The organism is Micromonospora sp. WMMA1996 (genome assembly GCF_002573675.1).
Classification (GTDB): Bacteria; Actinomycetota; Actinomycetes; order Mycobacteriales; family Micromonosporaceae; genus Micromonospora; species Micromonospora sediminicola.
The window spans coordinates 1-20,246 of the sequence record NZ_PDHU01000001.1 but is presented as its reverse complement, the minus strand read 5'-3'; the positions used below and the strand labels follow the sequence as shown (position 1 = coordinate 20,246).

Here is a 20,246-nt window from a genome sequence, read left to right as displayed (position 1 = left end):
AATTGCGTCCGGGCATATGATCTTGCCGTTTCCGCCGCATCGTGCCCGCGGGCCGGAAAGCGGACACCCCGGCCGTCGGGTGGGTCGCGTGCCGGCCGCGTCCCGGCGGCGGGTTAGTCTGCGGGTTCACCAGGTCCGCGCAGCCGGCGACGGTACGGCGGCCACCGGACGAGGATCGAGAAGGTGCATCTCAAGAGCCTGACGGTGAAGGGCTTCAAGTCCTTCGCCTCCGCCACGACGCTGAAGCTGGAGCCCGGGATCACCTGTGTGGTGGGCCCGAACGGCTCCGGCAAGTCCAACGTCGTCGACGCGATCGCCTGGGTGCTCGGCGAGCAGGGCGCGAAGGCGCTGCGCGGCGGCAAGATGGAGGACGTCATCTTCGCCGGCACCGCCGGGCGGGCGCCGCTCGGCCGGGCCGAGGTCACCCTCACCATCGACAACACCGACGGCGCGCTGCCGATCGAGTACACCGAGGTCTCCATCACCCGCCGGATGTTCCGTTCCGGCGAGAGCGAGTACGAGATCAACGGCGACTCCTGCCGCCTGCTCGACATCCAGGAGCTGCTCTCCGACTCCGGCATCGGCCGGGAGATGCACATCATCGTCGGGCAGGGCCGGCTCGACGGCATGCTGCACGCCAAGCCGGAGGACCGGCGGTCCTTCATCGAGGAGGCGGCGGGCGTCCTCAAGCACCGCAAGCGCAAGGAGAAGGCGCTGCGGAAGCTCGACGCGATGCAGACCAATCTCAACCGCCTCACCGACCTCACCGCCGAGCTGCGCCGCCAGCTCAAGCCGCTGGGTCGGCAGGCCGAGGTGGCCCGGCGCGCCGCCGCCATCCAGGCCAACCTGCGCGACGCCCGGCTCCGGCTGCTCGCCGACGACCTGCACACGCTGCGGACCACCCTGGACCGGGAGATCGCCGACGAGACCGCGCTGCGGGAGCGGCGGGAGCAGATCGAGGCCGAGCACGGCGAGGTGCAGGGCCGGCTCGGTGAGCTGGAGGCGGCCCTGGCCGAGGACGCCCCGCTGCTCGCGGCGGCCCAGGACACCTGGTACCGCCTCTCCGCCCTGCAGGAGCGGTTCCGCTCCATCGAGCAGCTCGCCCGGGAGCGGCTGCGCCACCTCAGCGCCAGCGGTGACGACGAGCGCCCCGGCCGCGACCCCGAGCAGTTGGAGGCGGAGTCGCGGCGGGTCCGCGAGCAGGAGGAGGAGCTGCGCGCCGCGCTCACCGACGACCAGGTCCGCCTGGCCGAGGCGGTCGAGCACCGGCAGGAGCTGGAACGGCAGCTCGCCGCCGCCGAGCGGGAGCTGGTCACCGCCGCCAAGGCCATCGCCGACCGGCGCGAGGGGCTGGCCCGGCTGACCGGTCAGGTCAACTCCGCCCGGGCGCGGACCACCAGTGCCGGCGAGGAGATCGAGCGGCTCGCCGCCGCGCACACCGACGCGCTGGGCCGCGCCGAGAAGGCGCAGGCCGACCTGGACGCGGTCGCCGAGCAGTCCACCGAGGCCGACCGGGACAACGCCGACCTGGACGCCCGGCACGCCGAGGCGGTGGCGGTGCACGAGCAGGCCCAGGCCGCCGTGCGCAGCCTCGCCGACGGCGAGCGCGCGGCGGAGAAGGACGCGGCCACCTGGAAGGCCCGCGAGGAGGCCCTCTCGCTCGGCCTGCGCCGCAAGGACGGCGCCGGCGCGCTGCTGGCCCGCGCCGACCAGGTGCCCGGCCTGCTCGGCAGCCTCGCCGGGCTGCTCACCGTCGCCCCCGGTGACGAGGCGGCCCTCGCCGCCGCGCTGGGCGGGCTGGCCGACGCGGTGGCGGTCAGCGGCGTGGACGAGGCCGTCGAGGCGATGCGGCTGCTCAAGATCTCCGACGCCGGCCGGGCCGGACTGCTGGTCGGCAGCCCCGCCGGTCCGGGCATGGACGGCTCCGCCGACGCGCTGCGCCCGAAGCTGCCCGAGGGCGCCCGGTGGGCGCCCGACCTGGTGGAGTGCGCCGCCGGGATCCGGCCCGCCGTGCACCGGGCGCTGCGCGACGTGGCGCTGGTCGACGACCTCGCCGCCGCGGCCGAGCTGGTCGCGGTGAACCCGGAGCTGCGCGCGGTCACCCCGGACGGCGACGTCGTCGGGGCGTACGCGGCGGCCGGAGGGTCGGCCAAGGCGCCCAGCTTCATCGAGGTGCAGGCCGCGGTCGAGGAGGCCCGGACCAACCGGGCCACCGCCGAACGCGCCGCCGCCGAGCTGCGCGAGCAGCTGGCCGAGGCGCGGGCCGAGGTGGCCGCCGCCAAGGAGGCCGTGCAGCACGCCGCCGCCGCCAAGCGGGAGGCGGAGAGCCACCGCAACGCCGCCGCGCGCCGCCTCGCCGAGCTGGGCGCGGCCGCCCGCTCGGCGAAGGCCGAGACCGACCGGCTCGGCGAGTCCCGGGCGCGCGCCGAGGCGGCCCGGGAGCGGGACCTGACGGCGCTGGCCGAGTTGGCGGAGCGGCTGCGGCTGGCCGAGGCCACGCCGATCGACGCCGAACCGTCCACCGAGGAGCGCGACCAGCTCGCCGCCATGGTGCCGCCGGCCCGGCAGAACGAGATGGAGGTACGGCTCGCCGTCCGTACCGCCGAGGAACGGGTGGCGTCGATCGCCGGCCGGGCCGACTCGCTGGCCCGGCAGGCCACCGCCGAGCGGGCCGCGCGGGAGCGCGCGGCGGCCCGGCGCGCGGCCCGCACCCGGGGTGCGGAGATCGCCCGGGCCGTGGTCGGCGGCGCCCGGGAGGCGCTCACCCGCCTCGCCGTCTCCATCGCGCGGGCCGAGGAGCACCGCGACGCCGTCGCCCGCGAGCGCGCCGCGCGCGAGGCCGAGCTGTCCGAGGTACGCGGCGCGGCCAAGCGCCTCGCCGCCGAACTGGAGCGGCTCACCAGCCAGGTGCACCGGGACGAGGTGGCCCGCGCCGAGCAGCGGATGCGGATCGAGCAGCTGGAGGCGAAGGCCGCCGAGGACTTCGGCCTGGACGTGTCCACCCTGGTCGCCGAGTACGGCCCGGACCAGCTCGTCCCGCCCACCGACGCGGACGTCGCGCTGGCCGAGAAGGACGGCCGGCCGGTGCCGGAACCGGTCCGCTACGAGCGGCCGGTGCAGGAGAAGCGGGCCGCCAAGGCCGAGCGGGAGCTGACCCTGCTGGGCAAGGTGAACCCGCTCGCGCTGGAGGAGTTCGCCGCGCTGGAGGAGCGTTTCAAGTTCCTCTCCGAGCAGCTGGAGGACCTGAAGGCCACCCGGCGGGACCTGCTCACCGTGGTCAAGGACGTGGACGACCGGATCCTGGAGGTCTTCGCCAGCGCGTTCGCCGACACCGCGCGGGAGTTCGAGCAGGTCTTCACCGTGCTCTTCCCCGGCGGCGAGGGCCGGCTGGTGCTCACCGACCCGGAGGACCTGCTCACCACCGGTGTCGAGGTGGAGGCCCGGCCGCCGGGCAAGAAGATCAAGCGGCTCTCGCTGCTCTCCGGCGGCGAGCGGTCGCTGACCGCGGTGGCCATGCTGGTGGCGATCTTCCGCGCCCGGCCCAGCCCGTTCTACATCATGGACGAGGTCGAGGCGGCGCTCGACGACGTGAACCTGGGCCGCCTGATCACGTTGCTGGCACAGTTGCGGGAGAAGAGCCAGCTGATCGTGATCACCCACCAGAAGCGGACCATGGAGATCGCCGACGCGCTCTACGGCGTGACCATGCGCAGCGGCGTGACCCAGGTGATCAGCCAGCGGCTCAACCGGGCCGACGACGAGGAACAGGTGACAGACGAGTGAGTCGGGAACGCGCCACGGCGCTCCTGGTGGACTTCGACGGCGTGCTGCGCCGCTGGGACCCGGCGGTCGCCGCCGGCGTCGAGCGGGAGTACGGGCTGCCCGAGGGCGTCCTCGGTGAGATCGCGATGTCGTGGGGGCTGCTCCAGCCGGTGCTCACCGGCCAGGTCAGCCACGCCCGGTGGATGGCGAGCGTCGCCGACGCGCTGATCCCGACGATCGGTGACCCCGAGCGGGCCCGGGCGGCCGTGGAGCAGTGGCAGAGCTACCGCGGCGAGGTCGACCCGGAGGTGCTGGCGTTCGTCCGCGAGGTGCGGGCGGCCGGCATCCGGGTCGGGCTGGGCACCAACGCCACCGACCTGCTCGACGCCGACCTGGCCGCGCTGGACCTGACCGACGAGCTGGACGTGGTGGTCAACTCGTCGGTCGTCGGCGTGCACAAGCCGGCGAAGGAATACTTCCAGGCCGCCTGCGCGGCGTTGGACACCCCGCCGGCCCGGGTGCTCTTCGTCGACGACCAGGACCGCGCGGTGGCGGGCGCCCGGGTGGCCGGCCTGTCCGCGCACCGGTGGAGCGGGCCGGCCGACCTGCGTTACCTGCGCGCGGCGCTGGCGTACTGAGCCGGACGGGCCCCGTGTCCCGCCCGGCTCGTGCGCCGCTCACCGCAGGCCCGGCACCTCGGTGACCGTGAACGGCGGGGTGGGCACGGTCGCGAAGAGCTGGCTGTCCACCCAGAGCAGTCGCCCGGCGTCGCGTGCCACCGAGGTCGGCGACCGCTGGATGCCGACCGGACGGGACCGGTCGACCACCCGGGCGGTCCGCAACCCGGCGTCGAGCCGGGCCAGGTTCACCAGGAAACGGGTGCCGCCGACGCCGTCCGGTTCGTTGACCACCCCGTAGAGCCGGTTCCCCTCCAGCAGCAGACCGTCCGCGCCCATCCGGCCGCCGCTCACCTCGACCTCGGTCACCGACCGGTCGGCCAGGTCGACCCGGAACAGGCGCTCGCCACCCTGCTCCGCGACCAGGGCGACCCGGCCCGACGGGTCGACCACGACGCCGTTGAGGAAGACCGGCGCGGCCGGGAAGTCGTCCGGGCCCACCCAGGGGACCAGGGCGCCGACGCGCCCGCCGTCGAGTGCGGCGCGCCACAGGGTGCCGGTGGCGGAGTCCGTGACGTAGACGGCGTCGCCGGTGACCGCCAGGTCGTTGAGGGCCGCGCCGGGTGCGGCGGCGCGGCGGGCCAGCAGGGCGCCGTCCGGCGCGTACACGAAGAGGGTGCCGGTGGTCCAGCCGGCGACGAGGACGCGCCCCCGGTGGTCCACCCGGACCCCGGCGGCGCTGGTCCGGCCGTCGGCGCCGGGGGCGAGGAACGGGCGCAGCCCGGCCCGTCGGGTGTCGCCCCGGTAGACCGCGCCGGTGGCCGAACTCGTGACGTACATCGTGCCGGCGGGGGTGACCGCGAGCCCTTCGGGCAGCACGCCCGGCGCGCGGGAGACGACGTAGGTGTCGGGACGCACGCTGGTGGGGGCGGGCCGGGGTGCGCCGACGGTCACCGCCGTCAGGACCGCGGTGGCCGCCGCGAGGAGTGTCTTCATGCGACGCAGCGTCCGGCGGCGCCGACCCGCCCGGTAGCCCCTTTCGGCACGGGCCGAAAGGTGGCTACCGTGCGCCGGTGACCACAGTGCGGCTCAACGCCACCGACCTGAGCCGCACGGTCCTGCGGTCCGATCCGGCGGTGCTGGTCGAGCTGGCGATGGCCGCCCAGCGGCTGGTCCTGGCGGACGTGCCGGAGCATCTCGCCGGCTGGCGGTCCCGGACCCGGGCGGCTTTGCGCCCCGAGATGCGGCCCTACCTGGACCTGTGCCGGACGCCCCATCTGGTGCCGGACCTGGTGACCCCGCCGGTGTTCGACGGCGACCTCGACGCCCTGCTGGATCGGGTCGCCGGCGTCCCGGACGAGGTGCTCGCCGCCGAACTGGGCCCGCTGGTGGCGTCCGGCGCGCTGCCCGCCCGGGTGGCGCCGCTGGCCGCCGGGGAGCCCGCCGCCCGGGCCCGGCTGCGGGCCGCGATGCGCGCCTTCCACGGCGTGGCGCTCGCGCCCTACTGGGCGGAGATCGAGGCGGCGGTACGCGCCGACCGGGCGGTACGCGGCCACACGCTGGCGGCCGGCGGCCTCGACCGGGTGCTGCGCGACCTCAGCCCGTACCTGGCCTGGGCCGAGACGGGCGAGCGGTACGCGTTGTCCTACCGGTGCGCGGTCGCCGACGACGTCGAGGTGGCCGCGGGCGGCCGGGGCCTGACCCTGCTGCCCTGCCACCTCGCCCCGCAGCCCTACCTGCTGGCGGACCCGGGCGGCCCGCTGGTGCTGGTGTATCCGATCCGGCCGGGGCGGCGTGAGCTGGGGCCCGGGGCGCCGCTGGCGGACCTGCTCGGGCGCACCCGGGCGGCCGTGTTGGCGGCGACCGCCGACGCACCGGGCACCTCCCAGCTCGCCCGTCGCGTCGGCGTCTCCGCCGCCACGGCCAGCGAGCACGCGGCGACCCTGCGGGCCGCCGGGCTGATCACCACGCGGCGGGACGGCTCTGCGGTGCGGCACTGCCTCACCCCGTTGGGCGAGCAGGTGCTGCGGGCGGGCGCCCCGGCCGGGGTCAGGCCCCGGTGACGCCGTCGATGCGCTCGCGGATCAGGTCGGCGTGGCCGTTGTGCCGGGCGTACTCCTCGATCATGTGCACATAGACCCAGCGGAGGTTCATCTCGTCGCTGCCGCCGTCGCGCCGGGCGCGCCGGAACGTGTGCTCCAGCGGCAGGTCGGCCACCGCCCGGTCGGCCGCGTCGATCTCGGCCTCCAGCGTGGCGAGCGCCTCGGCCGGGTCGGCGTCAGCGATGTCGTTGAGGTCGGCGTCCGGGTCCTTGTCGTAGTCGTACATGTCGGGCAGCTCCAGGCCGGCGGCGCGGACGCGGAACCACCAGCGCTCCACGTCGGCCATGTGCCGGACCAGGCCGAGCAGGGTCAGCCCGGAGGGCTCGACGCTGCGGGTGCGCAACTGCTCGGCGGTGAGCCCCGCGCACTTGTGCCGCAGGGTGTCACGGTGCAGGTCCAGCCAGCCTTGCAGCATGGCGCGCTCGTCGGCGACGTAGGGCTCGTGGCGGCGGTCGACATCAGGTGCGGTCCAGGTTGTCATCCCGGCGAGGGTAAGAGGGGGCCCCGGTACAACGCGAGGCGTTAAAAAGGGGCCCTTCCTTACCCCTCAGGGCACCACGACGACCGGCCACCGTCCGGCGCGCACCAGCCGGGTGGCGACCGAGCCGACCAACCGGTGGCCGGCCTGCTCGGAGGAGCCGACCACGACCAGGTCCGCGCGGTGCTCGTCGGCCGCCCGGCACAGCTCGGTGTACGCGTCGCCGCGCCGGCTCAGGAACGTCACCGGCAGGTCCAGCTCCTCGGCCCCGCGCCGGCACTCGGCCCGCAGCTCGTCGGCCAGTTCGTCGTGGGTCTGCTGGACCGCGCCGGCCACCACGCCGGACATGATCCCGCTGTACGGCGCGGGCGAGCTGACGAACACCACCACCAGTCCGGCGCCCTGCCGGCGGGCCAGCCCGGCGGCGTAGGAGGCGGCCCGCAGTGAGGTGCGGCTACCGTCCACGCCGACGAGCACCACCCGGGGCCCGTCGGTGCCCCGCTCGAAGGGCAGCGGACGGGTCTGCGGCCCGTACCGCTCACGCTCCGGTGCGTCCATCGTCAGTCCCGTCCTCCGGTGCGGACCACCGCGGCGGCGCCGCCGGCGGCGACCGTCGACTCCCGGTCGACAGCGGTCGCGACCGGGTCGTTGCTGCGGCGCAGCGGCACCTCCCGGATCAGCACCACGGCGATCAGGGCGAGCAGCCCGAACGGGGCGGCGGCCAGGAAGATGTCGCCCGCGCCGTGCCCGTACGCGGACTCGACCACGGCGCGGATCGGGGCGGGCAGGGTGTGCACGTCCGGCAGCGCGCCGCCGCTGCCCGAGCCGGAGGCCGGCACGCCCAGCCGGCTCAGGCCGTCGGCGAGGTAGTCCTTGACCCGGTGGCCGAGCACCGCGCCGAGCGCACTCACGCCGACCGCGCCGCCGAGGCTGCGGAAGAAGGCCACCACCGAGCTGGCCGCGCCGAGTTCGTGCGCGCCGACCGTGTTCTGCACGGCCAGCACCAGGTTCTGCATGGTCATGCCGAGCCCCAGCCCGATCAGTGCCATGAAGATCGCGAGCCGCCAGTACGGCGTGTCCACGCGCATGCTGCCCATCAGCGCGAAGCCGGCGGTGAGCAGCACCGAGCCGGTCACCAGCCAGCGCTTCCAGCGGCCGGTGCTGGTGATGATCCGGCCGACCACGGTCGAGGCGACCAGCAGACCACCGATCATCGGCAGTGTCATCAGGCCGGACATGGTCGGGCTCTCGCCGCGGGCGATCTGGAAGTACTGGCCGAGGAAGACCGAGGCTCCGAACATGCCGACGCCGACCGCGACGCTGGCGACCACGGCGAGGGTGATGGTGCGGTTGCGGAACAGCCGGGGCGGGATCATCGGCTCGGCGGCGCGCTGTTCGACCCGGACGGCGAGCACCCCGAGCAGCAGCGCGCCGGCCACCAGGACCGCGCTCTGCCAGGAGATCCAGTCGTACCGGTCGCCGGCCAGGGTGATCCAGACGAGCAGCAGCGAGACGGCGGCGGTGATCAGGGTGGCGCCCCACCAGTCGATGGTGACCTTGCGCTTGACCACTGGTAGGTGCAGCGTCTTCTGGAGCACGACCAGCGCGAGTACGGCGAAGGGCACGCCGACGTAGAAGCACCAGCGCCAGCCGAGCCAGTCGGTGTCGACGATCACGCCGCCGATCAGCGGGCCGCCGATGGTGCCGACGGCCATGACCGCGCCGAGGTAGCCGCTGTACCGGCCGCGCTCCCGCGGGGCGATCATCGTCGCCATGATCACCTGGGCCAGCGCGGTGAGGCCGCCGGCGCCGACGCCCTGCACCACGCGGCAGGCGATCAGCTCGCCGGTGGTCTGGGCCTGTCCGGCGAGCACCGAGCCGAGCACGAACACCGTCAGGGCGAGCTGGACCAGGACCTTCTTGCTGGTCAGGTCCGCGAGCTTGCCCCAGATCGGGGTGGTGGCGGTGGTGGCCAGCAGGGTGGAGGTGACCACCCAGGTGTACGCGGACTGGCTGCCGTGCAGGTCGGTGATGATCCGCGGCAGCGCGTTCGAGACGACCGTGGAGGAGAGGATCGCGACGAACATGCCCAGCAGCAGGCCGGAGAGGGCCTCCAGGATCTGCCGGTGGGACATGTCGACGGCGGTCGCCGGGCGGGGCGCTGTCGCCTGCGTCATCGTGGAGTGCCTCCGGGGAAGGAGAGGGAACGGGGGGGTTGCCTCGGGCAACCGTATGGCTTGGTTGCCTCAAGCAACAACCGCGAGTGGCGCGGCTCCTATTCCCCGGACGGGCGGGTCAGAACGTCTCGTTGAACCGGTGCATCAACCGGGCGAAGTCCGCCACATCCTCTTTCGGCCAGTTCTCCAGCGAACGCCGGATCTGCCCGAGTCGGGCCGCCCGGGCCGCGTCGAACCGCCGGGTGCCCTCCTCGGTGAGGCTGAGCTGGGCGGCCCGCCGGTCGGTCGGGTCCGGGTCCCGGCGGACCAGGCCCAACGCCTCCAGGCCGCCGATCTGCCGGCTCAACGTGCCCTTGCCGATGCCCAGCTTCACCGCCAGGTCGGTGAGCCGGATCGAGCCCGAGCGGCGCAACCAGAGCAGCAGGCCGTAGGCGTTCGGCTCCAGGTTCGGGTGGACCTCGCGGGCGATCTCCCAGGACAGCGCCCGGCCCCGACGCAGCAACGCGGTCAACTCGTGTTCCACGGCGCGCAGCGTCTCGTCCACGCTCAGAGGGTACTCACTCGCCGTCGCTGAGCTGTTGGCGTGCCACCGGTCGCAACTCGCCCTCGCTGGTGGTGCCCTCGATCACCACGGCGGCCGACCGGCCCGAGTGGGTGAGCGTGGCCACCGCGTTGCCGAAGTAGGGCCCGGCCAGCTTCCGCCACCGCACCAGCGGCCGGCGTACCCCGGCCGAGCGGGCCAGCGCCCGGGCCGCCCCGGACGGCCCCGGGTTCCAGCCGAGCGTCATCAGCGGACGCATCGCGGCCGGCACCTGGTTGTGGATCGGTGAGCAGGTGAGCTGGTGCACCGGCGTCTTCACCGACCGGTCGGCGAACCGGGCCCGGGCCACGTACGAGTGGTGCACGTCGCCGGAGAGCACGCTGATCGAGGCCGGTCGGGCGTACGCCGGCCCGGCGCCCACCCGCGCCCCGGTGCGCGGCGCGGTGCCGCTGCCCAGCCGGGCGAACAGCTCGCCGAGCGCCTCGAAGGAGCGCCGGAACGCGCCCCAGTGCTCCAGGTCCCAGGCCCGCCGCATCTGCTCCGCCAGCCGGGCCACCCAGGGACGGCCGGAGTCGGCCAGACGCTCGTTCCACGTCTCCACGTGGTGGATGCCCGGCGGCAGCAGCCAGGGCAGGGAGCTGCCCACCACCAGATGGTCGTAGACGCCGTGCGCCTGGTCGAGGAACCACGACCACTCGCCCGGCGGCAGCATCGCCCGGTTGCCCGGCTGGAGCACCCGGCTGGAGCGGTTGTCCAGCATGACCAGCCGGGTCCGGCCCAGGTCCAGCGCGTAGCTCCACTGGTACTGCACGGCCCGCCAGCGCTCGGTGTCGTGCGCCAGGTCGGCCTCCTTGTCGACCCGCTCGCCGAACTCGTGCAGCACGCTCGTGGCGTCCTCGGCGGCGACCACCTTCGCGTACACCGGGTCGGCGGCGATCTCGTCCGGGCTGAGGTTGCCCAGGTGCTGGTAGACCCAGTAGGAGGCGAGGCCGCTGCGGATCCGCTCGGCCCACCACGGCTCCTCGCGCATGTCCGCGCGCCAGGACTGCGAGGTGTTCCAGTCGTCGATCACCTCGTGGTCGTCGAAGATCATCACGCTCGGCACGGTGGAGAGCAGCCAGCGGATCTCCGGGTCGCGCCACGACTCCAGGTAGAGCTTGGTGTACTCGTCGAAGCTGACCACCTGGGTAGCCGGGGCGTCCTTCGGCCGCCGCCGGCGCCGCTTGAGCAGCTTGCGCACCGTCGGCGACGTCTCGTCGGCGTAGACCTGGTCGCCGAGCAGCACCAGCAGGTCGGGCAGCGCGGCCTCGTCGGGCGCGGCCATCACCCGCCGGGCGTACGCGTCCAGCGCGTCCGGCGGCAGCTTGCGCGCGGTGGAGTGCTGGGTGGTCTCCCGGCAGGAGCCGAAGAGCAGACTGACCGGCTGGTCGGCGTCGTCGGCCGCGCGGGTGCGGATCACGCTGGGCGGGAACGCGTCGCCGGGCAGCGGCCAGGCCACCTCGTCGTCGACGAGCACCTCATACTCCGTGACGCTGTCCGGGGTGAGCCCGGTCACCACGACGATCGCGTAGTGGTGGTCGTACGCGGAGAAGGTGGGGGCGCTGCCGGTGGCGCCGTCGCCCGTGCGGACGGTGACCACCGCGGGCGCGCTCGTCTCCACCCAGATCGTCGCCCGCGTGTCCACGACCCGTCGCAGCAGTGGGCCGATGAGCAGGCGGGAACCGGGCACGACGTTACCTCCGACAAGATCGTTTCGCTCTTCCTACCCGGCCGGCGGTTGCGGTACGCCTTCCAGCCGCGAGCGTACCCGCAGGTTGTTCGCGTGCCGAGGCGGTGAGTGGGACGCCGTCGCCGGCATCTGACAGGATTTCGGGCATGAAGGAATACCTCCTCGTCGCTCTCGCCCTGCTCGGCGTGCTGATCATCGGCGGCCTGAGCCTCGTGGTGCCCCGGTTGCGCCGGCGCCCGCAGCCGCCGCTGCCCGAGACGGAGGTCGACACCCGCGCCGAGGAGGATCTGGCCGGCCCGCCGGTCGAGGCCCCGGAGTCGGAACTCACCACCGGCGTGGTGGTCGAGGCCCCGCCGGTGGAGGCGCCCCCGGTCGAGGTGCCCGAACCCACCGCCGGCCGGCTGGTCCGGCTGCGCTCCCGGCTGTCCCGCTCGCAGAACGCCTTCGGCAAGGGCCTGCTCGGCCTGCTCAGCCGGGACCGGCTCGACGAGGACACCTGGGAGGAGATCGAGGACAGCCTGATCACCGCCGACGTCGGCGTCGACTCCACCCGCGAGATCGTCGACCGGCTGCGGGAGCGGACCCGGGTGCTCGGCACCCGCACCACCGACGAACTGCGGACGCTGCTCGCCGCCGAGCTGGTCAACGCGCTCGACCCGAGCCTGGACCGGTCGCTGCGCACCGCGCCGAAGGAGGGCGTCCCGGCGGTCGTGCTGGTGGTCGGCGTGAACGGCGCCGGCAAGACCACCACCTGCGGCAAGATCGCCCGGGTGCTGGTGGCGGACGGCCGCACCGTGCTGCTCGGCGCCGCCGACACGTTCCGGGCCGCCGCCGCCGACCAGCTGGAGACCTGGGGCGGCCGGGTCGGCGCCGAGACGGTCCGCGGCCCGGAGGCCGCCGACCCGGCGAGCGTCGCGTTCGACGCGGTCAGGCGCGGCATCGACACCGGCGTGGACACGGTGCTCATCGACACCGCCGGCCGGCTGCAGAACAAGGTCGGCCTGATGGACGAGCTGGGCAAGGTCAAGCGGGTGGTGGAGAAGCACGGCCCGATCGACGAGACGCTGTTGATCCTCGACGCCACCACCGGCCAGAACGGCCTGGAGCAGGCGCGGGTCTTCACCGAGGCGGTGAACGTCACGGGCGTGGTGCTGACCAAGCTCGACGGCACCGCCAAGGGCGGCATCGTGATCGCCGTGCAGCGCAAGCTCGGCATCCCGGTCAAGCTCGTCGGCCTCGGCGAGGGCAAGGACGACCTGGCCCCGTTCGACCCGGCGCAGTTCGTCGACGCGCTGCTCGGGACCGAGCCGCTCGCCCGGGACGCGTAGCCTCTCCCGTGACGACTGACGATCGCGCCTACGCGGGGTGGCGCGACCCCAGCCACCCGTCGCCACGCCTCGGGAGACCGTACGTGACTTCGCAGGAGATCCCGCTGCACGGCGGGAACGTGAGCACCGTGGTCCGCGTGGGCGACACGGTCCGGCGCAACGCGGGCCCGTGGACCCCCTCGGTGCACGCGTTGCTGCGCCACCTGGAATACGTCGGCTTCACCGGCGCGCCCCGCGCGCTCGGCATGGACGAGCGCAACCGGGAGGTCCTGTCGTACCTGGAGGGGGAGTGCGGGGAATACCCGCTCGCCCCGCACTGGGTCACCGACGAGGCCCTGGTCACCGTGGCCACCATGCTGCGGATGTTCCACGACGCCCAGTACGGCTTCACCCCGCCGCCCGGCGCGGTCTGGCGCTCGTTCGGGCCGCCCCCGCCGGACACCGAGGTCATCTGCCACCACGACGCCGCGCCGCACAACGTGATCTGGCGCCCCGACGGCACGCTCGGGCTGATCGACTTCGACCTGGCCTCGCCCGGCGCCCGCATCTACGACGTGGCGTACGCGGCGTGGACCTGGGTGCCGATCTTCTCCGACCGCGACTCGATCACGCTCGGCTGGAAGCGCCCCGACCGGCCGCGCCGGCTGCGTCTCTTCGCCGACGCGTACGGGCTGATCCCCCGCGACCGGCACCGGCTCATCCGCACCATCCGCAAGCGCATCGTCGACCACGTCGAGGGCATCCGGCGGATGGCCGCCGCCGGTGAACCGGCGTTCGTCCGGATCGTGCACAAGGGCCACCTGCGCCGGCCGATGCGGGACCTGCGCCTGCTCGACTACGAGCGGCACCACCTGGAGTACGCGCTGCGCTGAGCAAGATCGGCGTTCGTCACACGCCGGAAACAACCCGTCACGTGTCGGAAATCGAGCGGTGTCGGTGAAGGAAACAGCGGCCGACAAAGCTTCCGCGCAACCGGCGTACGGGCGACGCTGCCCCGGAAGCCGCGAAGGAGGGAACTTCACCTTTAGGAGGCCAGCGTGCCTGAAGCACCGACGATCGACGGCGGCAACACCGTTTGGCTGCTGGTTTCGACCGCTCTCGTGCTGCTCATGACCCCCGGGCTGGCGCTGTTCTATGGCGGTCTGAACCGGTCCAAGGGCGTGCTCAACATGATGATGATGAGCTTCTCTGCCATCGGGCTCATCTCTGTTCTGTGGTGGTTCTACGGTTTCAGCGTCGCGTTCGGCAGCGACGTCAACGGGCTCTGGGGTGACCCCGGCGCCTACCTCGGCACCAAGACGTTCCTGGCCGAGACCGACCTCTGGGGCGCCACGGCGGAGAACCCCAGCGGCATCGGCGTTCCGCTCTACGTGTTCATGGCGTTCCAGATGGTCTTCGCGGTGATCACCGTTGCGCTGATCAGCGGCGCGATCTCCGACCGGGCCAAGTTCGCCGGCTGGCTGCTCTTCGCGTTCGGCTGGGCCACCCTGGTCTACTTCCCGGTCGCGCACTGGGTGTGGGGCGGCGGCATCATCGGCGCCAAGCTGCACGCGCTGGACTTCGCCGGCGGCACCGCGGTGCACATCAACGCCGGTGCGGCGGCGCTCGGCGTGGCCCTGGTGCTCGGCAAGCGGATCGGCTGGCCCCGCGAGGGCATGAAGCCGCACAACATCCCGCTGGTCGCGCTCGGCGCCGGTCTGCTCTGGTTCGGCTGGTTCGGCTTCAACGCCGGCTCCGAGCTGACCGTCGACTCGGTGGCCGGCCTGGCGTTCCTCAACACCCAGCTCGCCACCGCCGCGGCGGTGCTCGGCTGGCTGCTGGTCGAGCGGATCAAGGACGGCCGCCCGACCATGGTCGGCGCCTCGTCCGGCGCGGTCGCCGGCCTGGTCGCCATCACCCCGGCCTGCGGCTTCATCGCCCCCTGGGCGGCGGTCCTGCTGGGTCTCGTCGCCGGCGCGGTCTGCGCGCTCGCGATCAGCCTGAAGTACAAGCTCGGCTACGACGACTCCCTCGACGTGGTCGGCGTGCACTTCGTCGGCGGCTGGATCGGGTCGCTCTGGCTCGGCCTCTTCGCCACCAACTCCGTCAACGGCGCGATCAGCGACGTGGTCGGCGCCTCCGACGGCCTGTTCTACGGCGGCGGCCTGACCCAGCTCGGCCGGCAGGCGCTGGCCGGTCTGATCGTCACCGTCTGGTCGGCCGGGGTCGCCTGGCTGCTCGCCTTCGCCATCGAGAAGACGATCGGCTTCCGGGTGTCCGCCGAGGCCGAGGTCGACGGCATCGACGTCGCCGAGCACGCGGAGAGCGCGTACGACCTGTCGCCCACCACGGGCAGCAGCGGCGGCGCGTTCGCCATGGCCGGGATCGGCGGCGCCAAGCCGACCCCGGAGCCCGCCGACGAGGCGGACGAGTCCGCCGCGCCGGTCAGCGAGAAGGTCGCCGGTTAACGTTCCTGGGATGGAGGGGTTGGACATGAAGCTGGTGACCGCGGTCATCAAGCCGTACCAGCTGGACGCGGTGAAGGAAGCCCTGCACGCCCTCGGCGTGGCCGGGCTGACCGTCAGCGAGGTCCAGGGCTACGGCCGGCAGAAGGGGCACACCGAGGTCTACCGGGGTGCCGAGTACACGGTCGAGTTCCTGCCCAAGATCCGGGTCGAGGTGCTCACCGACGAGATGGACGTCGACAAGATCGTGGACGCGATCGTCGGCGCCGCCCGGACCGGCAAGATCGGCGACGGCAAGGTCTGGGTGACCGGCGTCGAGGAGGTCGTCCGGGTGCGTACCGGCGAGCGCGGGCTCGACGCCCTCTGACGACGGGACCCACCGACGTGACCTCGTTGACCACGGAGACCGGCCCCACCGGGGGCGGCCCGCCCGTGGTCAACGAGGTCGCCGGCGTACCCGGGGGCATCGGCGCGGTGGCCCGGTCGGCCCGCGCCGACGCGCTCGACACCTGGCTGCGCCGGATCTTCTCGGAGCGGCCCGGAGTCGCGCTGGTCGCGGTGGGCGGGCTGGGCCGCCGCCAGTGCGCCCCCTACGGCGACCTCGACCTGGTGCTGCTGCACGCCGGGGTGCCGGGCATCGACGAGCTGGCCGCCTCGCTCTGGTATCCGGTCTGGGACGCCGGGCTGCGGCTGGACCACTCGGTGCGTACGGTCGCCGAGGCGCTGTCGGTGGCCCAGGACGACGTCAAGGTCGCCCTCGGCCTGCTCGACGCCCGACACGTGGCCGGCGACCCGGCGCTGACCGACCAGCTCGCCCGCACCGCCACCGACCACTGGCGGCGCACCGCGATCCGACACCTGCCCGGCCTGCGGGAGATCACCACGGCCCGCTGGGAGGCCCACGGCGAGCTGGCGTTCCTGCTGGAGGGCGACCTCAAGGAGGCCGCCGGCGGGCTGCGCGACGTCGGCATCCTGCGGGCCATCGCCACCGCCGGCGTCACCGACGCGCTCCGCCCTGCCGTGCACGCCGCGCACCGGCGACTGCTGGACACCCGCGACGCCCTGCACCACCAGGTCGGCCGCCGGGTCGACCGCCTGGTCGCCCAGGAACGGGACGGCGTGGCGAAGCTCCTCGGCGTCGACGAGGGCGACGCGCTGCTGCGGCTGGTCGCCGGCGACGCGCGGACCGTCAGCCACGCGCTCGACGACGCCTGGCGGGCCGCCGACCGGCTCCGGTCCGGCCGGCACCGGGCCGCGCCCGGCCGACCGCTGCGCCGCCCGGTCGCCCGCGACGTGGTGGAGCAGGACGGCGAGCTGGTGCTGGCCCGCACCGCGATCGGCGCCCGTCCCGACCCGAGCCTGTCGCTGCGGGTCGCCGCCGCGGCGGCCACCACCCGGCTGCCCATCGCCCGGGCCACCTGCGAGTGGCTGGCGGCGTACTGCCCGCCGCTGCCCGCGCCCTGGCCGCCGGCCGCCCGGGCCGCGCTGATCACCCTGCTCGGCGCCGGTCCCGGCCTGGTGCCCACCTGGGAGACCTGCGACCGGTACGGGCTGGTCGACGGTTGGCTGCCCGAGTGGACCCGGCTGCGCAGCCTGCCCCAGCACAACCCGGTGCACCGGTTCACCCTGGACCGGCACCTGGTGCAGGCCGCGTACGAGGCGAGCCGGCACACCCGCGACGTGGAGCGCCCCGATCTGCTGCTGCTCGGCGCGTTCCTGCACGACATCGGCAAGGGACTGCCCGGAGACCACTCGACCGTCGGGGCGCCGCTCGCGGAGGCGGTGGCCACCCGGATCGGGCTGCCCGCGCCCGAGGCGGCGCTGATCGGCACCCTGGTCCGGCTGCACCTGCTGCTGCCCGACGTGGCCACCCGACGGGACCTGTCCGACCCGAAGACAGTCGCCGGTGTCGCCGAGCGGGTCGGCGACACCACCACCCTGGAGCTGTTGCACGCGCTGGTGCGGGCGGACGCCGCCGCCACCGGCCCGGCCGCCTGGTCCGGCTGGAAGGGCCGGCTGATCGCGGAGCTGGTCGCCCGGGTGCGGACCACCCTGGACACCGGGGTGGTGCCGGCCCCGCCGGCCCCCGACCCGGCGCTGCTGGCGGGGCCGCTGCCGGTCGTACACCTGGGGGAGGACCGGGTGTCGGTGGCCGCGGCCGACCGGCGGGGGCTGCTCGCCACGGTGGCCGGATGCCTGGCCCTGCACCGGCTGGAGGTGATCTCGGCGGACGCCGCCACGGTCGACGACCGCGCGCTGGTCGAGTGCCGGGTGCAGCCGCGCTACGGGCTGGCCCCCGACCCGATCGCGCTCAGCACCGACCTGCGCCGCGCGGTCACCGGCGACGTCTCGGTCACCCAACGGCTACGCGGCCGGGCCCTGGCGGCGCGGAGCCGGGGGGCGGCGCCCCGGGTCGTCTGGCACCGGGAGGCGGCCACCGACGCGGTGCTGCTGGAGCTGCGCGCCGCCGACGCGGCCGGGCTGCTCTACCGGGTCGCCTGCGCGCTGGACGAGGCCGGGGCCCAGGTGCGCGCCGCCCGGATCTCCACCCTGGGCGGCGACGTGGTGGACGTGTTCTATCTGGTCGGCGGCTGGCCACCGGACGAGGAACGGGCCCGCGTCGAGGCCGCGGTGCTCGCCGCCGTCTGACCGGCTACGTCCGCTGACGTACGCGGGGATCGGCCCGGTGGCCGACGCGGCGCGCCCGGGCGAGGGACACTCTGGTCAGCATGCACCTGGCACCGGACCGTGACGCGTGGCGCAGGCTCGTCGCCGACGGGCTGGTCGCGGCGGTCCTGTTGGCGATCGGGCTGGTCGGGACCGCGGCGGCCGGCGCGGTCCAGGGCGTCGATCCCGGCCCGGCCGCGTACCCGCTGGTCGTGGTGGCGGCGGTCGCGGTGGCGGGCCGCCGCCGTCGGCCGCTCACGACGTTGGCCGTGGTCACCGCCGCGACCACGGTGTACCTGGTGCTCGGGTACCCGTACGGCCCGGTCCTGCTGTCGTTGTTCGTCGCGGTCTACACGGTGGCCGCGCACCGCGCGACCCGGACCGCGGCGGTGGCCGGCGGGGCCGCGTTGCTGGCGCTGCTCGCCCACGCGCTGGTCGGCGCCCACCGGGCCGGCCCGCTCGGGGTGATGCCCGCCGCCGCCTGGGTGGTGGTGCCGTTCGCGGTCGGGGTCACCGTGCGGTTGAGCCGGGAGGCCACCGCGCGCGCCCGGGGCGACGAGGCCCGCCGGCTGGCCGACGCGGAGCGGCTGCGGGTGGCCCGCGAGGTGCACGACGTGGTGGGCCACGGGCTCGCCGCGATCCACCTCCAGGCCGAGATCGCGCTGCACCTGCTGGGCCGGAGGCCGGAACAGGCCGAGGCGGCGCTCACCGCGATCAGTCGGACCAGCAAGGAGGCGCTGGACGAGCTGCGGGTCACGCTCACCGTGGTCCGGCGCGAGGAGAGCGCCGACCCGCGCGCGCCGGCGCCGGGGCTGGGTCAGCTCCCGCAGCTGCGCGATCGGCTGGCCGGCGCCGGGGTGCCGGTCACCGTCGAGGTGAGCGGGACGCCGCGCCCGCTGCCGGTGGCGGTGGACCTGGCCGCGTACCGGGTGGTGCAGGAGGCGCTGACGAACGTCCTGCGGCACGCGGGCCCGGCCACCGCCGCAGTCCGCGTCGGGTACGCCTCGGACGAGGTCACCGTGGAGGTCACCGACACCGGCCGGGGCGGAACGACTCCGCCCGAGCGGTCGGGCGGCTTCGGCCTGGCCGGGATGCGCGAGCGGGTCACCGCGCTGGGCGGTACCTTCAGCGCCGGGCCGGCCCCGCCCGGTGGCTTCCGGGTGCACGCCAGGCTGCCGCTCCGGGAGGTCGCATGATCCGCGTACTGCTCGCCGACGACCAGGACCTGGTCCGGATCGGCCTGCGGGCCCTGGTGGAGAGCGAGGACGACCTGTCCGTGGTCGGCGAGGCCGCCGACGGGCTCGCCGCCGTGGAGGCGGCCCGTCGGGAACGCCCCGACGTGGTGCTGATGGACGTGCGGATGCCCGGCGTCGACGGCATCGAGGCCACCCGCCGGATCGTCGGCGACCCGGCCCTGGCCGGCACCCGGGTGATCGTGCTGACCACGTTCGAGCTGGACGAGTACGTCTTCGACGCACTCCGGCACGGCGCCAGCGGCTTCCTCACCAAGGACACCCGCCCGGTCGACCTGCTGCGGGCGATCCGCCTGGTCGCCGAGGGGGAGGCGCTGCTGTCCCGTCGGTGACCCGCCGGGTGGTCCGGGAGTTCGCCACCCGCCCGGCCCGGGTGCCGCGCCCGCACCCCCGGCTCGGGTCGCTCACCGACCGGGAACGGGAGGTGGTGGCCCTGGTCGGCGAGGGGTTGAGCAACGCCGAGATCGCCGACCGGTTGGTGGTCAGCCCGGCGACGGCGCGGACCCACGTCAGCCGGGCCATGGTCAAGCTCGGCGCCCGTGACCGGGCCCAGTTGGTGGTCTTCGCGTACCAGTCGGGCCTGGTCGTCTCCTGACCCGGCCCTGCGGTCCTGCGGTCCTGCGGTCCTGCGGTCCTGCGGCCCTGCGGCCCTGCGGTCCTGCGGCCGAAGGCCGCTGGCGGTAGGCGGATCTCGTCGTCACCCTGCTGGGCGCGGGGCGGGTGTGGGGTTCCCGGTGCCTTTGGAGCTGATAGCAGGAACGACTCAGTAGCGGGGCGACGGCGAGTGGGCGTGAGTCGTTCCCGCTATCAGCTCGACAGGGTGTTGGGGTTGTCGTGCCCCGGGCGGGTGCTCCTCGGGCGCTGTGGTCGACGGCTGTCGGTGGGGTCCGGACGGGTCGGCGGTTGGCAGGTCCCGTCGTGCCCGCCCGCTTCGGCGGTGGGCGGATCTCGTCGTCGTCACTTTGTTGAGTGCGGTGCGGGTGTGGGGTCTCGGTGCCTTTGGAGCTGATAGCAGGAACGACTCAGTGGCGGGGTGACGGGGCGAGTGGACGTGAGTTGTTGGTGTTATCAGCTCGACAGGGTGTGCGGGGGCTTATCGTCCGTCGGCGCGGGGCGCCGGGGCGCGGGGCGCGGGCGCGGGGCGCGGG

At 74.5% G+C, this 20,246-nt stretch carries 15 protein-coding genes and 1 pseudogene; 10 read left to right on the top strand and 6 right to left on the bottom strand.

From position 1 onward, the window contains the following. Positions 1-183 precede the first annotated feature (183 nt). The gene (gene smc, locus COO58_RS00080; RefSeq protein WP_091580357.1) at positions 184-3,783 is read left to right on the top strand and encodes a chromosome segregation protein SMC; all 3,600 of its coding nucleotides are present in this window, start codon (positions 184-186) and stop codon (positions 3,781-3,783) included. Next, positions 3,780-4,400 carry an HAD-IA family hydrolase gene (locus tag COO58_RS00075; protein ID WP_098743340.1) on the top strand — a complete coding sequence of 207 codons (621 nt, stop codon included), beginning with the start codon at positions 3,780-3,782 and terminating at the stop codon, positions 4,398-4,400. Before smc ends, COO58_RS00075 begins: the two co-directional genes overlap by 4 nt. A 39-nt stretch (positions 4,401-4,439) precedes the next feature. Here the strand turns inward: COO58_RS00075 and COO58_RS00070 are convergent, their stop codons facing one another. Then, complete coding sequence (locus COO58_RS00070) at positions 4,440-5,375, bottom strand: SMP-30/gluconolactonase/LRE family protein (protein WP_098743338.1); 936 nt, start codon at positions 5,373-5,375, stop codon at positions 4,440-4,442. Positions 5,376-5,452: 77 nt separating this feature from the next. Between COO58_RS00070 and COO58_RS00065 the strand changes: the two genes are divergently transcribed. After that, a complete protein-coding gene (locus tag COO58_RS00065; RefSeq protein WP_091580349.1) occupies positions 5,453-6,442 on the top strand; it encodes a helix-turn-helix domain-containing protein in 990 nt (329 codons plus the stop codon). Here the strand turns inward: COO58_RS00065 and COO58_RS00060 are convergent. From COO58_RS00060 to COO58_RS00040, 5 genes are all read right to left on the bottom strand, one after another. Further along, positions 6,429-6,962 carry a DinB family protein gene (locus COO58_RS00060; protein WP_091580347.1) on the bottom strand — a complete coding sequence of 178 codons (534 nt, stop codon included), beginning with the start codon at positions 6,960-6,962 and terminating at the stop codon, positions 6,429-6,431. The two genes, COO58_RS00065 and COO58_RS00060, sit on opposite strands and share 14 nt — an antisense overlap. 66 nt (positions 6,963-7,028) lie before the next feature. Next, positions 7,029-7,517, bottom strand: coding sequence for a universal stress protein (locus COO58_RS00055; protein WP_091580344.1), 489 nt, complete (start codon positions 7,515-7,517; stop codon positions 7,029-7,031). Positions 7,518-7,519: 2 nt separating this feature from the next. Continuing rightward, positions 7,520-9,136, bottom strand: a complete 1,617-nt coding sequence (locus COO58_RS00050) for an MDR family MFS transporter (protein ID WP_098743336.1) — start codon at positions 9,134-9,136, stop codon at positions 7,520-7,522. Positions 9,137-9,254: 118 nt separating this feature from the next. Next, on the bottom strand, positions 9,255-9,680 hold the full coding sequence (locus COO58_RS00045; protein WP_091580338.1) for a MarR family winged helix-turn-helix transcriptional regulator: 426 nt from the start codon (positions 9,678-9,680) through the stop codon (positions 9,255-9,257). A 13-nt stretch (positions 9,681-9,693) separates the two neighbouring features. Further along, positions 9,694-11,406, bottom strand: coding sequence for an alkaline phosphatase D family protein (locus tag COO58_RS00040; RefSeq protein WP_091580335.1), 1,713 nt, complete (start codon positions 11,404-11,406; stop codon positions 9,694-9,696). Between the two features lie 146 nt (positions 11,407-11,552). Here COO58_RS00040 and ftsY point away from each other — a divergent pair, with 146 nt between their 5' ends. The 7 genes and pseudogenes from ftsY (at position 11,553) to COO58_RS00005 (ending at position 19,693) form a co-directional block, all read left to right on the top strand. After that, entirely contained in the window at positions 11,553-12,734 is a 1,182-nt protein-coding gene (ftsY, locus tag COO58_RS00035; RefSeq protein WP_098743335.1) for a signal recognition particle-docking protein FtsY, read from the top strand. A gap of 8 nt (positions 12,735-12,742) precedes the next feature. Then, entirely contained in the window at positions 12,743-13,606 is an 864-nt protein-coding gene (locus tag COO58_RS00030) for an aminoglycoside phosphotransferase family protein (protein ID WP_172967835.1), read from the top strand. A gap of 165 nt (positions 13,607-13,771) precedes the next feature. Continuing rightward, complete coding sequence (locus tag COO58_RS00025) at positions 13,772-15,181, top strand: ammonium transporter (protein WP_091580329.1); 1,410 nt, start codon at positions 13,772-13,774, stop codon at positions 15,179-15,181. Between the two features lie 25 nt (positions 15,182-15,206). Continuing rightward, positions 15,207-15,545, top strand: a complete 339-nt coding sequence (locus COO58_RS00020; RefSeq protein ID WP_013284578.1) for a P-II family nitrogen regulator — start codon at positions 15,207-15,209, stop codon at positions 15,543-15,545. A 17-nt stretch (positions 15,546-15,562) separates the two neighbouring features. Next, positions 15,563-17,827 (top strand): [protein-PII] uridylyltransferase, encoded by a 2,265-nt coding sequence (locus tag COO58_RS00015; RefSeq protein ID WP_098743333.1) that lies wholly within the window; start codon positions 15,563-15,565, stop codon positions 17,825-17,827. Positions 17,828-17,907: 80 nt separating this feature from the next. Further along, the gene (locus COO58_RS00010; RefSeq protein ID WP_098743332.1) at positions 17,908-19,041 is read left to right on the top strand and encodes a sensor histidine kinase; all 1,134 of its coding nucleotides are present in this window, start codon (positions 17,908-17,910) and stop codon (positions 19,039-19,041) included. Beyond that, positions 19,038-19,693, top strand: a pseudogene (locus tag COO58_RS00005) (response regulator). The gene COO58_RS00010 and the pseudogene COO58_RS00005 overlap by 4 nt, the downstream one beginning before the upstream one ends. The last annotated feature ends 553 nt before the right edge of the window (positions 19,694-20,246 follow it).